16 protein-coding genes are annotated in these 14,893 nt (G+C 46.6%); 6 read left to right on the forward strand and 10 right to left on the reverse strand.

Going from position 1 to position 14,893, the window contains the following annotated elements:
* Window positions 1–67: 67 nt before the first annotated feature.
* Window positions 68–601: a GNAT family N-acetyltransferase gene (locus ACFOE0_RS01030; RefSeq protein WP_248936558.1), complete on the forward strand. Its 534-nt coding sequence runs from the start codon at window positions 68–70 to the stop codon at window positions 599–601.
* A 144-nt stretch (window positions 602–745) separates the two neighbouring features.
* Here ACFOE0_RS01030 and ACFOE0_RS01035 read toward each other — a convergent pair whose 3' ends face one another.
* Window positions 746–2,122, reverse strand: a complete 1,377-nt coding sequence (locus ACFOE0_RS01035) for an MATE family efflux transporter (RefSeq protein WP_115137585.1) — start codon at window positions 2,120–2,122, stop codon at window positions 746–748.
* A 334-nt stretch (window positions 2,123–2,456) separates the two neighbouring features.
* Here ACFOE0_RS01035 and ACFOE0_RS01040 point away from each other — a divergent pair, with 334 nt between their 5' ends.
* Both ACFOE0_RS01040 and groL read left to right on the forward strand, forming a co-directional pair.
* Window positions 2,457–2,747, forward strand: coding sequence for a co-chaperone GroES (locus ACFOE0_RS01040; RefSeq protein ID WP_248936559.1), 291 nt, complete (start codon window positions 2,457–2,459; stop codon window positions 2,745–2,747).
* 47 nt (window positions 2,748–2,794) lie between these two features.
* Window positions 2,795–4,444, forward strand: a complete 1,650-nt coding sequence (gene groL, locus ACFOE0_RS01045; protein WP_248936560.1) for a chaperonin GroEL — start codon at window positions 2,795–2,797, stop codon at window positions 4,442–4,444.
* A 623-nt stretch (window positions 4,445–5,067) separates the two neighbouring features.
* On the opposite strand, the gene ACFOE0_RS01050 is transcribed toward groL, so the two are convergent.
* The 4 genes from ACFOE0_RS01050 to ACFOE0_RS01065 all read right to left on the reverse strand — a co-directional run bounded on the left by ACFOE0_RS01050 (window position 5,068) and on the right by ACFOE0_RS01065 (window position 8,171).
* Window positions 5,068–6,972 (reverse strand): hypothetical protein, encoded by a 1,905-nt coding sequence (locus ACFOE0_RS01050; RefSeq protein ID WP_248936561.1) that lies wholly within the window; start codon window positions 6,970–6,972, stop codon window positions 5,068–5,070.
* Window positions 6,959–7,465: an ABC-three component system middle component 5 gene (locus tag ACFOE0_RS01055; protein WP_248936562.1), complete on the reverse strand. Its 507-nt coding sequence runs from the start codon at window positions 7,463–7,465 to the stop codon at window positions 6,959–6,961. The genes ACFOE0_RS01050 and ACFOE0_RS01055 overlap by 14 nt, the downstream gene beginning before the upstream one ends.
* Window positions 7,449–7,946, reverse strand: a complete 498-nt coding sequence (locus ACFOE0_RS01060; RefSeq protein WP_380711227.1) for an ABC-three component system protein — start codon at window positions 7,944–7,946, stop codon at window positions 7,449–7,451. Before ACFOE0_RS01060 ends, ACFOE0_RS01055 begins: the two co-directional genes overlap by 17 nt.
* Window positions 7,947–8,009: 63 nt before the next feature.
* Window positions 8,010–8,171: a hypothetical protein gene (locus tag ACFOE0_RS01065; protein ID WP_248936564.1), complete on the reverse strand. Its 162-nt coding sequence runs from the start codon at window positions 8,169–8,171 to the stop codon at window positions 8,010–8,012.
* Between the two features lie 900 nt (window positions 8,172–9,071).
* Between ACFOE0_RS01065 and ACFOE0_RS01070 the strand changes: the two genes are divergently transcribed.
* From ACFOE0_RS01070 to ACFOE0_RS01080, 3 genes are all read left to right on the forward strand, one after another.
* Window positions 9,072–10,013, forward strand: coding sequence for a hypothetical protein (locus ACFOE0_RS01070; protein WP_248936565.1), 942 nt, complete (start codon window positions 9,072–9,074; stop codon window positions 10,011–10,013).
* 84 nt (window positions 10,014–10,097) lie between these two features.
* Window positions 10,098–10,472, forward strand: coding sequence for a hypothetical protein (locus tag ACFOE0_RS01075; protein ID WP_248936566.1), 375 nt, complete (start codon window positions 10,098–10,100; stop codon window positions 10,470–10,472).
* Between the two features lie 78 nt (window positions 10,473–10,550).
* Entirely contained in the window at window positions 10,551–11,210 is a 660-nt protein-coding gene (locus ACFOE0_RS01080; protein ID WP_248936567.1) for a Bax inhibitor-1 family protein, read from the forward strand.
* A 103-nt stretch (window positions 11,211–11,313) separates the two neighbouring features.
* Here ACFOE0_RS01080 and ACFOE0_RS01085 read toward each other — a convergent pair whose 3' ends face one another.
* From ACFOE0_RS01085 to ACFOE0_RS01105, 5 genes are read right to left on the reverse strand one after another with little or no spacing between them, the layout of a single operon-like run.
* The gene (locus tag ACFOE0_RS01085) at window positions 11,314–12,507 is read right to left on the reverse strand and encodes a pilus assembly PilX family protein (protein WP_248936568.1); all 1,194 of its coding nucleotides are present in this window, start codon (window positions 12,505–12,507) and stop codon (window positions 11,314–11,316) included.
* A gap of 56 nt (window positions 12,508–12,563) precedes the next feature.
* On the reverse strand, window positions 12,564–13,100 hold the full coding sequence (locus ACFOE0_RS01090) for a PilW family protein (RefSeq protein ID WP_248936569.1): 537 nt from the start codon (window positions 13,098–13,100) through the stop codon (window positions 12,564–12,566).
* An 8-nt stretch (window positions 13,101–13,108) separates the two neighbouring features.
* Window positions 13,109–13,525, reverse strand: coding sequence for a type IV pilus modification protein PilV (pilV, locus tag ACFOE0_RS01095; protein WP_248936570.1), 417 nt, complete (start codon window positions 13,523–13,525; stop codon window positions 13,109–13,111).
* A gap of 29 nt (window positions 13,526–13,554) precedes the next feature.
* Window positions 13,555–14,004, reverse strand: coding sequence for a GspH/FimT family pseudopilin (locus tag ACFOE0_RS01100; RefSeq protein WP_248936571.1), 450 nt, complete (start codon window positions 14,002–14,004; stop codon window positions 13,555–13,557).
* A gap of 29 nt (window positions 14,005–14,033) precedes the next feature.
* Window positions 14,034–14,429: a type IV pilin protein gene (locus ACFOE0_RS01105; protein WP_248936572.1), complete on the reverse strand. Its 396-nt coding sequence runs from the start codon at window positions 14,427–14,429 to the stop codon at window positions 14,034–14,036.
* Between the last annotated feature and the right edge of the window lie 464 nt (window positions 14,430–14,893).

A 14,893-nucleotide genomic window follows, 5' to 3' on the forward strand; every position in this document is an offset into this window, starting at 1 on the left:
AGGGCTTGAGGGTTAAGCCCTTCTTTTGTTTTCATCTCTGTGGTGATTGCTTTTAACAGGAAGCCCTATGACATTTGAGTTCACCACAAGCAGGCTGAATGTTGTCGACTGGCGTCAGGCGCAGCTCAACCTTGGTGAAGCCTTCTATGGCCAGTTGCTGGCTATACTGACGCCTGAGGTGACCAAAGCCCTGCCCGAGGGTTGGCAAAACCTGAGTGCTGAGTCTATTGAAGACTGGTTCAAGGCGCGGTCTGCAGAAGGGGAGATACTGACCCTGTTGCTGGATGATAATCAGGAGTTGGCAGATATCCATGAACTGGCCGGTTTGTTGATGCTGTATGCCGACGAGGGAAGGGATGAATCAAGCCCCGGCACCACGCTGCATATTGGCTACCTGCTGGGCGCGTCGTTTCAGGGGAAGGGGCTTGCCAAGGAGTTACTGCAGGGACTGATCACACACTGTCAGTCCTTGCATGACATCAAGGCCCTGGTGGGCGGCGTTCATGTCTCCAATCAGGCTTCAAGGCACCTGCTGGTGCGCTGCGGTTTCAGCATTCAATCTCAAACCTCCGAACACATCTTCTACCAGCTTGAGCTGTGACGGTTCTAAAAGTTTTAGCCACCAAGTGCTCGATACTCTCGCTTCACTGAGGAGACGAAGGAAAAGACCAAAGCCTCTAACGCTGTTTGCTTGTTCTGACGCTCTTCTTCGTGGCCTTTGTGTTCTTCGTGGCTAAACAAGCAGTCAGATGGCTTCGCCGTGTTCACCATGGTGACTGCCGGAGCGTTTTTGCGGCTCTGTCAGCTTGCGGGCCAGCATGTAGCAAAGTGCGCCCATCAGGGTGTTGGTCACCGGCAGCGCCAGCAACAATCCGCCCACTCCGGCCAGCACTGAGCCCAGCAGGGCCAGCGGCAACATAATCAAAAACAGACGACACAGGTTAAGCGCCAGCGATGACATGGGTCTGTGGTAGGCGTTCAGCGCGGTGGCCAGCAGAATCACCATACCCAGCGGGCCATAGGCGACAGGCAGCGCCAGAATATAGAACTCCAGATACTGCAATACCTGAGGATCGGTACTGAACAGCCCGGCGATCTGTTGATGGAAAATGGCGACAGGAATATAGATGAGCGTCTGGAACACCAGCACAAACTTCAGCGACATCATCAGCGCATTGTGGGCACGCTCCCTCTGTCCTGCCCCTAAGTTCTGGGCGATAAAAGGCACCAGAGATGATGACAGGGCCATCACGGCAATCAGTAATATCGACTCAAGTCGGGTACCGGCTCCGAAGGCTGCCACCGCCTCATAATCAATACGCGCCAGCATAGCCATCAATACCGCGTTGGCCACAGGATTAATCAGGTTCATCAGCGCCGCAGGCTGGGCAATGTGAGCCAGCTTCTTCCAGTTCTTTTTAAAGCGTGAAATAGACAGGGGCGCCAGCGTCAGCATATGGCGTTTAATAATCAGCAGGTAGGCCGACAGCGACATAGCCACTACCCAGGCCAGCACAGACGCAATGGCTGCGCCTTGAATGCCCAGCGCGGGGACAGGCCCAAAGCCAAAGATGAGTATCGGGTCCAGCACCAGGTTAATCAGCGAGGCCAGCGCCATAATCTTGGCCGGTGAGCGGGTGTCGCCTGTGGCCCTCAGCCCCTGATTACCCACCATCATAAGTACCAGCAGTGGCGAGCCCAGATACCAGATCATCATGTATTCATGGATCAGTGGCAGGGTGTCGGGCTCAGCGCCCAGCAGGGTAAACAGGGGATCAATACAGAAGGAGCCCAGCACTGCCAGTGTCCACAGCACCAGGAAGGTGAGCATCAGCGCATCGTGCAAAAACAGCTTGGCTTCCGGCGCATGTCCGGCGCCGATTAAACGACCGAGATTGGTGGACACCCCGGCACCTATGCCGATGGCAATACTGGAGATAATCAGGGTAACCGGAAAGGTGAAACTGATGGCAGACAGGGCATCGGTACCCAGCTGACTGATAAAGTAGGTATCGACCAGGTTGAATCCGAGTACAGTAAGAATTCCCACCAGATTTGGCAGGCTCATATTCAGCAATACACGACCGATTGGCGCACTGAGCAGCCCGTGTTTGTCTCTCATTCCATCTCACTGGCGATGTTACAAGTGGCGGATTTTATCAGGATATCCCGGACATTAGAAAGGCATGAATCACAGACTGAAACCCCAGTGGGGGCGATATCAGACCTGCCAGTTATAACGAATGACAGCCGGGCAGTGAGAATCCTCCCTGTCAGCCCCTGATTTGCGACCCGGGAGTGAAAAAAATGAAATTTTTTTGCCTCTGGCACTTGGATCTCAAATCCCCGTCCCCATATTCAATTCATCCGGCGAATTTCGAGCACCGCTCTTCGCCAACACCATGAAAAACCGCCACGTTTGTTGGGCAAAAAGGAATCATTAGGAGAATCCATCAATGAATATTCGTCCACTACATGACCGCGTTATTGTTAAGCGTCTGGAAGTTGAATCAACGTCTGCAGGCGGCATCGTGCTGACCGGCAGCGCCGCTGAAAAATCAACTCGCGGTGAAGTACTGGCAGTCGGCAATGGCCGCATCCTGGAAAATGGTACCGTTCGTCCGCTGGACGTGAAGGTAGGCGAAGTAGTGATCTTCAACGAAGGCTACGGCGTTAAGAAAGAAAAAATCGACGGTGAAGAAGTTCTGATCCTGTCTGAAGCCGATGTAATGGCTGTAGTGGAATAATCCACAGTCTATTCCACCCAAGTTTAAGAAATTAAAGGAAAAGAGAAATGGCAGCTAAAGAAGTCAAATTCGGAAATGACGCCCGCGTTAAAATGCTGGCTGGTGTGAACGTTCTGGCCAACGCAGTTAAAGTTACCCTGGGCCCTAAAGGCCGTAACGTAGTACTGGACAAGAGCTTCGGTGCTCCACTGATCACCAAAGACGGTGTATCAGTAGCCAAAGAAATTGAACTGGAAGACAAGTTCGAAAACATGGGCGCGCAAATGGTTAAGGAAGTTGCTTCCAAGGCCAACGACGCTGCTGGTGACGGTACCACCACTGCTACCGTACTGGCTCAGGCTATCGTAAACGAAGGTCTGAAGGCCGTCGCCGCCGGTATGAACCCAATGGACCTGAAGCGCGGTATCGACAAAGCTGTTGTTGCTGCTGTTGAAGAGCTGAAAGCTCTGTCTCAGGACTGTGCTGACTCTAAAGCTATCGCTCAGGTAGGTACCATCTCTGCCAACTCCGATGCTTCTATCGGTGAAATCATCGCTACTGCGATGGAAAAAGTAGGCAAAGAAGGCGTAATTACCGTTGAAGAAGGTCAGGCGCTGGAAAACGAACTGGACGTAGTTGAAGGTATGCAGTTCGACCGCGGTTACCTGTCTCCATACTTCATCAACAAGCCAGAAACCGGCACTGTTGAGCTGGACAGCCCATTCGTACTGCTGGTTGACAAGAAAGTCTCCAACATTCGCGAACTGCTGCCTATCCTGGAAGGTCTGGCCAAGACCGGCAAGCCGCTGCTGATCGTTGCAGAAGACGTTGAAGGCGAAGCGCTGGCGACTCTGGTAGTAAACAACATGCGCGGTATCGTGAAGGTAGCAGCTGTTAAAGCTCCTGGCTTCGGTGACCGTCGTAAAGCAATGCTGCAGGATATCGCTATCCTGACCGGCGGTACTGTTATCGCTGAAGAGATCGGTCTGGAGCTGGAAAAAGCCACTCTGGAAGATCTGGGTACTGCCAAGCGCGTTGTAATCTCTAAAGACAACACCACCATCATCGATGGTAACGGTGACGAGTCTCAGATCCAGGGCCGTGTTGCTCAGATCAAGCAGCAGGTTGAAGAATCTACCTCTGACTACGACAAAGAGAAGCTGCAAGAACGTATGGCTAAGCTGGCCGGCGGTGTTGCAGTAATCAAAGTGGGTGCTGCCACTGAAGTTGAAATGAAAGAGAAGAAAGCCCGTGTTGACGATGCTCTGCACGCAACCCGCGCTGCCGTTGAAGAAGGTGTGGTTGCTGGTGGTGGTGTTGCCCTGGTTCGCGCAGCTTCCAAGATTGGTGAAATCGCAGTAGACAACGAAGACCAGAAGCACGGTGTGACTATCGCACTGCGCGCGATGGAAGCGCCTCTGCGTCAAATCGCCACCAACGCCGGTGAAGAAGCCTCTGTTGTTGCCAACAACGTGAAGAACGGTAACGGCAACTATGGTTACAACGCGGGTAACGATACCTACGGCGACATGCTGGAAATGGGTATTCTGGACCCAACCAAGGTAACCCGCTCTGCACTGCAATTTGCCTCTTCTGTTGCTGGTCTGATGATCACTACCGAAGCCATGGTTGCTGAACTGCCTAAGGAAGAAGCGCCAGATATGGGCGGCATGGGTGGTGGTATGGGCGGTATGGGTGGCATGGGCGGTATGATGTAACCTGCCTCGCCGCAGCTTAACCAAGGCGTTTTGGCGCTAAGGTTAACGCCTAAGCTCTAAGGAAACCCCGGCTGTTATGGTCGGGGTTTCTGCTTTCTGGCGTAAAGGAAAAGGCCCACGCATCGAACGTGGGCCTTTTCCATTTGGTGTGGGCTGAATTGTTTGGTGTTGGGAAGTGGGATGGGAATGGCTTCCGGCTCTATGAGTAATCAATTGCTTGTCGCAGACTTTCGCATATGCACCTCAGTGACACGCTGTGAATACGTCCATGTAAGCTCGGCGCCAACATCCATGTTGGCGACGGTCACTGATGCGCATATGCCGGGTTATTTGGTGCAACCTGTAAGTGGGGAGTTAGTCATTGCTCATTATTGGTGTTGAAGCAAAGGCTATGCACTCGACTTCTCGGCTCGTCGCCTTCTTGTTAACAGACAGGCCCCTGTAGACTCCGCTTTGACAAAATTCATCCCTGAACAACAGCCAGCAACACATCCTTGTATTGCGCTCATGAGCGCATTCATCAACGATGAATATTCGCCATGCCAGAGAGGGTCTCGAATCCGAGTACACTTGGGTCATCGGATGCGATCTGTGAGTGACGTGTTATAGCTGTCCTCACTTTTTTATGTAAACTTTAAGCTCTTACTATCTTTAGTAAATGTAGAACCGACGATATAGTTATTATTGTTTAACGTGCCTTCAATACTCTTGGTTGCAAAAATGATTTGAAATTCAACTTGAGAATCAGATAGAAGATCATGGATAGCTTTTTGAAAATTTTTAGATCTGCTATCTTCCATACCACCATTTTCGATACCATCAAGGATCAAAAACCTTGGTATACGCAGATATCTCTTTTCCAAGGATGTCATCAATAGCGCTAACCTAAATGAGTTATACAAATAGACCATGCCGCTTTCTGAAAAAGATGATTTCCCGTTTACCGATATGTTATTCGAAGCAAAGTCAAACTCTATATACTCGGCCAATGAAAACTCATCCTCCGAACCGATGTCTTTCTTAAGAACAGAGATAAGATTTTCAGAGATACACTCCCTAACTTCAGGCTCTCTCAGCCTATAAATATTCTCTTTTTTCGCAATTATATCTTTTAGCTCACTTACTCTTTTTTGAATTTTATCTCTCTCATCAGTTAGCTCTGATATTGAATTCAATAGTTCGGCTATTTTATCAAGGTTTTCGATTTTCTCTTCTAGGTAACCAATTTTCTGATAACAACCAAATATCTTTGATTCGGTTTTGTTATTTATAGAAGTTATGACTGATGAACTCTCAATAATACTTTTTCTTAGATTTGTTCTTAAATCCTTTCTCTTATTTTTTAAATTTTTGAGGTTGTTTTTTTTCCTTTCAATTATTCGGTTAGACTCAGAAATTTGCAAATCTATTTCGCTTGACATTCGCAATAGGTTTTCATTTGCTTCACCTTTTTGATTCGTCTCTGTACCGCATAATATACAGGTGTTTTCTTTTGAGTTATTTAATTTAGATTGACAACAAGGACAGGTTTGGAATGAAAATATAGAAATTGATTTGTTGACAATAATTGCATCTTTAATAGCTGATTTTTTATCCTTTAATTCCCTTATAAATTGTTCTGAATCTTCAATGTCATACTCAAGCGCTCTTATTTCACTTTCGCATTCGTATAAGCTTGTTTTAAGCTTGATATTATTTACAGCGATTTTCTCAGATGTGGACTTTTCATCCTTATATTCTCCAAAAGATTCCAGCTTGATATTAATTACTTCTTGGCTTAACTCGCTTATTTGTTTCAAATATTCTCTTTTTTCGGCTTCAACAGTTCCATACTCTCTAGAGAAAGAGGTTTTCCCTACAACTGAATGTATTGCTGAAATCTCAGAAATTAATTTCGTTAACTTCTTGTCTTCCTCAATGAGTTCTATTTTATGTGAGTATAAATCATTATCATAAAGGCCTAAAAGATAGTTTCCTATTGACTCCCTTTTAAATGCGGAGTCAAATAATTCTACGTTAAAAATATTTCCAGAAGCATTAGACTGATCACCATATATAAGTCTTAGAATTTGATGCATCGTAATATTGTTATTATTTGCATCAGCTTTGGCCTCTGGTATATGAAAAATGTCAAATAATTTTTGAGAGAAACTAATCCCTCCATATTGAGATGAATAAGAGTGCTTTTTCCAGTTTTCAATACCAGAGTTAAGCGCATCGTCGATAGACATAAAACAAAACCACATTGGTTGTTTTTCTTTGCCATTAATATCTCTTCTTATAGTAATGTCAATGCCATTCGCCTTAAGTCCAATATAAACTGAATCACAAGATCCAGCTTCATCTTTCCAAGCAGGAACTTCATACCCTAAACCAAAGACCAATAATTGTATTATCGAAGTCTTTCCACCTCCATTACACCCACTTAGAATGTTAATCCCAAGATGAAAATGTTCATCATATAAAAAATGTCCATTCTTTGTTGCTATAAGTCTTGATACTGTTAATGAAGGATTATATCGCATCATATTTACACCCAATTAAATTACTCGCTGACTTTAGGCCGCCTTTGCCAACCAAGTTCATATTAACAAGGTGGTTTCTTATGAAGTTAATAGCTTGCGATGATAAGCTGTTTATCTCCATGGTAATAACTTCCTTCACCTCAGGAGATACCTTTTTGCAATCAATGAAAAATCTATTTTTATCTTTCTTAAAACTAATGACGCCTATATTTTCTAAGTAGCTAATAGCCATGTCCTGAACTGGGTTCATTATTTCAAATAGATTGTTTCCACTATAGTTCTGATAGTTGTTCTCGAAAGATTTAAATAAGTTTCTTTCTTTGACCATATCCTTTCCTAAATTCATTTTAGATATGTGTACAGGGTGCGCTAAAATAAAGTCAAGGATTCTTAGTCTATCTTTTTCTACTTCTTTACCGTCTAACTCCATAGATAAAGCCGATAACCTCAGGATAGTATGATTTACATCTATAGATTTATTATAAACTAGCATCATCCCACTCCAGATGGCAATTGCCAGTAAGGTAAAAAACCATCCCATTAATTTGCCTGTTGTATATCTCTAAAACATTTTCCCCTAACTTTTCAGAAATCTCAATTTCAATACATGTTCTTATAAGAGCCTTGACTTCTACCATCGTAATTTGTGGATGTAACTTAGGTTTGATTTCTACATTAAAGATAGACTCAACTTCAGCAAGAAGAAGTGTGATTATTTTTTGTGCAGAATTGTAATGCTGATACTTCATTATGAGTTTAGTGATCAACTCCTTTAACTCCTCTGCGTCTTCGAGATGCTCTGATAGGCCAGCATCGAACAATTTTTTTGCTAAATCTCTTCGCTCTTTTTTTTTCGTTTTATAATGGAGTAGTTCGTCGATAAACTCAAAAGTCAACTGCTTTCCAGTAACCTCATTTTTATAAGCTTTTGATAGATGATCGAGTTGAGTTGGCTTAGGAAGAACATTCTTTACCATGTCCCTCCCTGCATAGTCTCCTTGAATAAAAACGTTTCTTAATCTATTTAATAAAGACATTTGTCACTTCTTATCACGTCCGACAAAGTCGCCACCGATTTTAACATTATCCAGATTGTTATTAACATTTTCTCCAGCTTTCAAGTTAATAACAATGCGGACACCCAAGCCTAGAATAGCCAACACAGCAATACCAATTAAACCTATCAAAACTAGATCATTCATTTGAACACCTCAAAAAACAAAACCTAAAGAAATAAAACACCTATTAGAAGAAAGAGGACACTCACAACTTTTTAAATAAAAACCTTAGTCGAAGGTTTTATGCTTATAATCCTCTCTAAGATAAAATTCTGGCCCTAATCCTTTTAAGCGGCTGTATTCTAAATACATAATTGCTAGTAGCCGATGGACTGTCGAAAAGAAATTATGAGTTAACTTTCACGCAGTGCTGGTAAGGTACACCTTGTCTCCCTCGAAGCGGCCTATGGGGATTGCTTCAAATGTCGTGGGCGAGGCATGGATGCCGAGCCAGCACCAGTCGAATCACCGAGGGGCTGTCCGCTTCGTCGGGAGTCGAAGGGGCATTGCAAAGGGGGGGGCGAAACTATCCCCTTTGCCCGGGTGTGGGTTGGAGACCCACGACGTTGTATCGCCTGAAAGGCGATTACCTTATCAACAAGCACTGCGTAGCTTGTGCCACTAAGCCCAAAAGACGCTACCGCCCGTGGCTTTCGGGCTACCAAACTGCCGATACTACTAATATCCATTTAAAACAGTGAGATAATGATTCTGCTTGAGGGATTGGTCGTGAGGTATGACCCAGCGCAAAGAAGGCAAAAATGAGGAAAGGGTGAACTACCTTGTTCCGTGCATCCATGCCTTTGGCATTCCTTGACCAATCCTTTAGTCAATACTATCTGCCTGAACATACAGGGTATTTCCGTATGGAGAGTAGGGCAATAGTCTGTACATGTTGTTACAGTGAAATCAGTCTTTTAGTTGAGGTGATAGAAGATCGGGCAATGGTTTGTTGGGCTTGTCTGGGTTAGCTTGTATGAGGTTGTTTTAAAGCAGGAATAGTGATGGTCACAGGAATGGTTCGATGTGGTAGCCGGAGGGGGAATGCTGAGCTCTGAGAAGCTGGCTGAGGCGCCCAAAGAGGGAGAGAAAGCGTTACTGGGCAAGACTGAGATTGGGTTTGTGCACCGGGGCGAGGCGGGCTTAACGCCTGAGCCGAGCATCTATCCACTTGAATGTGTACTCACTCAGAACGCAGAGTACATGGATATAGGTGCATCTGAGTTCGACCATAGTCCCAGCGGCTGGTTTCGTACTCTGGGCTGCTTACTGCTGCCAGCCTTCACCTTTATCGTATTGGCAGCGGAGCAGGAATCCCATTACCCATCTGATCCCGGCTTTCCATGGTTGCCAATGGGGATTGTCTTTGGATTGGGTTTGCTGTGGCTCATCAGCGGAATGGTCTATTACGTGCTCAGGCGTCGGCGGCGGACCACCATCTCTTTTTATCGCAAGCGTCAAAAGCTGGTGTTTAAGCCTTCATCTCGAGCCGAGCCTGTTGAACTCGATTGGAGTGACGTTGTGCCATACATACGACCCCGAAGAATACGCGGGGTGATAGGGAGCCGTTTTATTGATATGCCGGGTGTGTCCCTTTGCCTGGCATGGTACGACAGCGAATCTCAAATGCTGCACACCTTCTACACCTCAGAGTTCAAGTTCAGCTTATTTGTGGCGGATGAGTGGAGGCTGATGCTCAGATACATGAACGGGGACGACAATAACTTTGCCAACAATTATGAGCCGGTTGCGACCAGCGCCAACTTTCAGCAAAAGCGGGATAAGTTGTGGCGTGATTTTCGGGCCAATAAGAATAAGCGGCTGTTTACTTTCAGCCTGCGCGACATGTCGGTCTCTTACCTGTCGATGACAGTGTTTTACCTGATGCACCTGCTCGGATGGTGGCGTCTGCCTTATCTTTATTGCGACTTGTACTTTGCCCTCGCCGTCACGCCCTTTCTGCCGTCAGACCGCAAACAAGGCTGATAAGAGTAGCGGCTGTTGGGCGCTGCAATCCTGCAGGTAACTCCAACAAGATGGTCACGGCCTCTTTTGACATGGATGCATCAAATGAAAATTTTAAAGACTGTCAGTATTCTCGCTTTGGGTATTTTCATCGGGTTTTTGTCTTCAGTCATCTATATGCAAGATCAGATAGCCCAGGCGGGCGAGGAATATAGGGCGGCGCTTTTGACGTTGGCTGAGTTCTCCGTAGAACAATCAGTCACAGAGGGAAAGGCAGAGTTAAACGTTTTAGACGAGCTGCTTAATAGTATTGACCGTAAGGTGTCAAATCAGGGCTCTGCTGAAGAAGTCATGATTGACGTCGCTCAATACACCTTAGAGCGAATTGAGTTTATTGAAAGACTGGGCATCGAGTCTCAAATCGAAGATGTCGCCAAAATTAAACAGCGTGCCACTGACATAATAGAGTGGTACCAGTGATCGCAGCTAACAAGGCCTGCAGCGAGCCTCATGCACCTGTGGACAGCCTTGTATGAATAGGGAAAGGAGAGATAAAAAATGATGGAATCGAATGTCTTTGAACGTACCAGCAACGGAGAGAAGGAAATCAGCCCAAGCTTGTACAATTTTACGATAGGCGCAGTGCTGTGTTGGGGCTTTTTGGTTAACTGGCTGATGGTTGGATATATTTCCGTTGAGTCTATTCAATCTATCAACTCCTGGGTGTTTTTTATTGGCTATTTTGCGAGTTGTTTCTTTGGGATTTACTTATTCAGCAAATCATCAAACCCATTGGTAAGTTTTGTAGGTTACAACTTTGTCGTTGTTCCTTTTGGCTTGATTATCAATATCGTTGTTTCCAACTATGACCCATCGTTAGTTCTGGGTGCAATTATGGTCACGGGTCTGGTGACCGGCATCATGATGTTCCTCGGAACACTGTTCCCGGCTTTCTTTCAAAAAATCGTCGGTGTATTAACCATTGCCTTGATAGCTGTGATAGTGGTTGAGCTCTTTCAAATCTTCGTACTCGGTATTCATCAGGGGTGGATAGACTGGGCAGTGGTTATCATCTTCTGTGGTTACATTGGCTATGATTGGGGACGAGCAAATCAGATACCCAAGACACTGGACAACGCAGTCGATAGCGCCGCAGCGCTTTACATGGATATTATTAACCTGTTTTTGAGAATACTCCGAATCATGGGGCGCAAATAGCGTTCACATAACAACTGACTGTGACAGCCCCTCACCCCTGCAAGCTTGGCAGGCTTGCCAGCCAAGCTCGTAAAGCGGCTGAACCTAATAAGCCGGTTGCAAATCACTGCCGGGTTGGGTCAACAACATCATTGGTATTGGCACTCCAGCTGGTGACTTTACTTTTACCTGCGGCAACACTTTCAGAAGCATCCACCTGCCAAAGCTCCTTGGCAATATTAGTTTCACTGAGTAAGTCTCTGGCAGTGCTGAGAACTTGTTCATCGTAGGTAAAGGTCGCGTTACCACCACCACTGACATCAAATTCAAAGGTGGCCTCAGCTTCACCAAAAGCCCAGCTATCGCCGATCTGGATTGGATTGGCGAACACTATCGAGCCTCTGGCATCTTTGCTTCCGCCTCCTGACAGGGAAAAAGATTGACCGGTCACGACAACCAGCCCGTCGTAGTCGAAAAAGTTACCGGAAATCGATAAATTGCCGTCGATAACCAATATGCCTGCACCCACAGCCCCGCTGCCCTTTAGCTCCACGTCGCCCTCATGGTAGGTGATTTTGGGTGAGGTGGTGTCGCCCATATTAAGAGGAGTAACAGTGCCTTTTTTGGGGTCTGTACTTAGCATGCCAGCCCATTGATCTTTTATTCCTGTAATAAACTCCTGCATCTTTTGCGGATCGCCGAATGGGTCGTCGAATTGGACCTCTTTTACTCCGCCGACATAGTTGTCCATACGTCCCTTGCTCTCAATGTCCTGGATAATAAGCTCTGCATTGTCCAGAGTATCGGTAGCCAGCGCAGGGCCATCATTGCCGCCGATCAATTGGAACTGGTTACTGTTAGCCGTATCAAAGGTCTTGATTTTACCTATGATGTTCATGGCAGCCAGATTGCCGCCACCGGACCCTTTGATATAAGTGCTGGAGATACAACGGCTCACACCAGAGCCGTTAATCGAGCCGCAACTGAGAATCGTGGCTTCGTCATCGACAAACGCCAGATTGGCTATCTGCCAGACTGCAGGGTTGCCACTCTCAGGTGCAGCGGACAGCGCGTTGATGGCGTTCAGACTGGTATCAACCTGGCCCCAGGAAGCTTCGTTATCCGGGTTATCGAGCCAGCTGACAGCGTTGACTATCCCTGTTTCAGCCGCCATAAACGCTTCGGCAATCTGTTTGTTATTACCGGCCATCCGCTCTCCCAGGAGTGAATGTCCCGAACCTGCCACTCCAATGACGGTGATAATCAATAAGAATACCAGTCCAATGGCTAACACAGCTCCCTGTTGATTATTTTGCATATCTTCCCTTTTACGCATTGATTTAAGAGCTAAAACGTTTGGTCTAAACCCATCTGTTAACCGGCAAACCGTTTCGCCAACACGTTATTACGTAACGCGACATTAAATTCCACCAGGTGAACGCGTGTTGTGGCGCTATCAGTGGAATTAAGCCCAACGGCCAGCCTGAGCATGACAGGGGAGGCACAGGAGGTACTCAGATCAGACGCAATGCACTGACTTGCGAAGCTTGCCCCTTGTTCTGTCATGGTTTCTGTCACGCCTGCAATGGTGCGGTTTAAATTCCCGCCAGCGAGGTTATAAACAACATCACCGCTCGATAATGTTAATGTCAGCGTGCTGTTGCCGTTTGCATCATTGACTATGCTGACAGCGGAAGCCTCGCGCACATCGGCTGCCAAAATGTCACTGATTAGCGACAAATCGCTCTGTAATCCGGAAAAGCGCTGGGTTTCGGTATAGGCCTTGTTAACGCTGAAAAAGATCTGCGATGCCCCCAACATGACGATCAGTCCAAGTGACAGGCTGATCATCACTTCAATCAGGGTAAAGCCCGCTTGAGTCGCTTTCACGAATGACATGTTTTTGTGCATTTTTGGCCTCAGCTGTTGGGATAGAGATCGAAGGAATACACAAACTGCGGTGGTACATCATTGTCACCAAAGCGGGATTCCCCCCACTGCACAGTGATGACATAGGTATTGGTGCCAGCAGTATTGGTTAGCGTCAGCCCTAAACCAGGTAACGACTGACGGCTATCTGCTGTTTGCTGCCAGTGGGCAAGAGACTGTTGCTGTAATTGAGCGACGGTGAGTGGGGCATCCATGGCCATGTTGGCCCAAAGACGCTCGACCACATCCATGGCAATGACACTGGCAATGGTTCTTTGATACGACGAATGTGCTGCCTGCAGGGTTTTGAGCTGCAAAGTCGCCATGCCCAACACCCCAAAAGCCACGATAAAAGAAGTAATTAGAACTTCTATCAAAGAAAAACCTTGTTGTTTGCGCCTGTTCATTCCATTTCCCATACGCTTGTCCTGTGTGTTTAGGGGCAGCTACCACTTATCACTTTTAGGTTTCCTCCGAGTCCAATTTGCAACTGCCTTGTGTAGCTGTGGTAACTGACACTGACACAGCTATCTGTGCCTGCCGCGCGTCGACCTCGCATGTCAAAACTCAAATTGGCCGCACTGACGCTGACACTACTGTCGGATTTATCCATTTCTTTCAGTAGCTCATTACCTGAGAGTATCTGAGCCTTCCAGCCTGAAGTTTCCTGTGATGTGATAGCAATCTGGATATTGGATTGGCGCTTAATGGCTTCAGTGCGGGCATAACTCGTTAATGCCAACAATTCATTGGCCTGAGTGCGGGCAGTATTTTCGCGGAGCATAGAGGTAAATGACGGTATGGTAATGCCTGCGACGATCGCGAGTATGGTTACTGCAATCATGAACTCGATTACGGTCAACCCCTGTGTTTTTTTAGTCTTCATTGATATGCCTGCTCATTTGCATCATCTGACTACCAACAAGCCGCTGGCGACTTGGTACCTGTATGGGTAATGGTCATGACTTTACAGGTAAGATCTTTGTCCTGGGGGGGCTTGGCCGTTGAGACCAGGGTATAAGCACCTGTTGTCAGTTCAGTGGCCGTCACGCTGTAATAACCACCTGGTGAGGAAAATGGGGTGTCTTTGACCAGAGTGCCACCGGTATAGGCATTGGTTGAGGTGTATTGGCGTTCCAGAGTCTGGGCGGCATTGATTAATGCATCACGGGCATCAGTCCTGCGGCTTGTCTGTACATGTTCCTGATATGAAGGTAACGCAATGCTTGCCAGAATGCCGATGATAGCAACGGCGATCATTAGTTCAATGAGCGTAAACCCAGTGTTGAATTTGAGCTTAGTGATGTCCATATCAGTCAACAATCTGTCTGGTGTCAAGATGCTGACATCATCTTAACAATAGCGACTGGAAGGTGTATAGCGGTTAGCCAAACGATTGACTGGCGCTATTGCACTGAGTATTGGTTAATTTTTATCCATTGAATTTGAAGGGTATTTTTGAATTTTGCCATCCTGTGAAACAGGTTTTCAGGCGACTTTCAGGCTAATTCAAAAATGCAAAATCAGTCGTTGGGCTACATAAGATCGGAAATTGGTATTATTCGGCTGTAAACGGTCCAGTAGAACTGCCCGGGGGGTTATTCAGAAGTCATACAGTTTATGTGGCGACCAATGCGGGCGACTCTTCCGAAGCTGATATTCAGTCCGCATTTGAGAGGGGGGCCTCTGCGGGTATATCTGCGGTTACTTCTGCAAATCCAACACTTATCTGAACTATGCCTATAAACGGTGACAGTGGCATTTCTGTGGATGTT

It is taken from the genome of Shewanella submarina (assembly GCF_042646185.1).
GTDB classification, from domain to species: domain Bacteria; phylum Pseudomonadota; class Gammaproteobacteria; order Enterobacterales; family Shewanellaceae; genus Shewanella; species Shewanella corallii.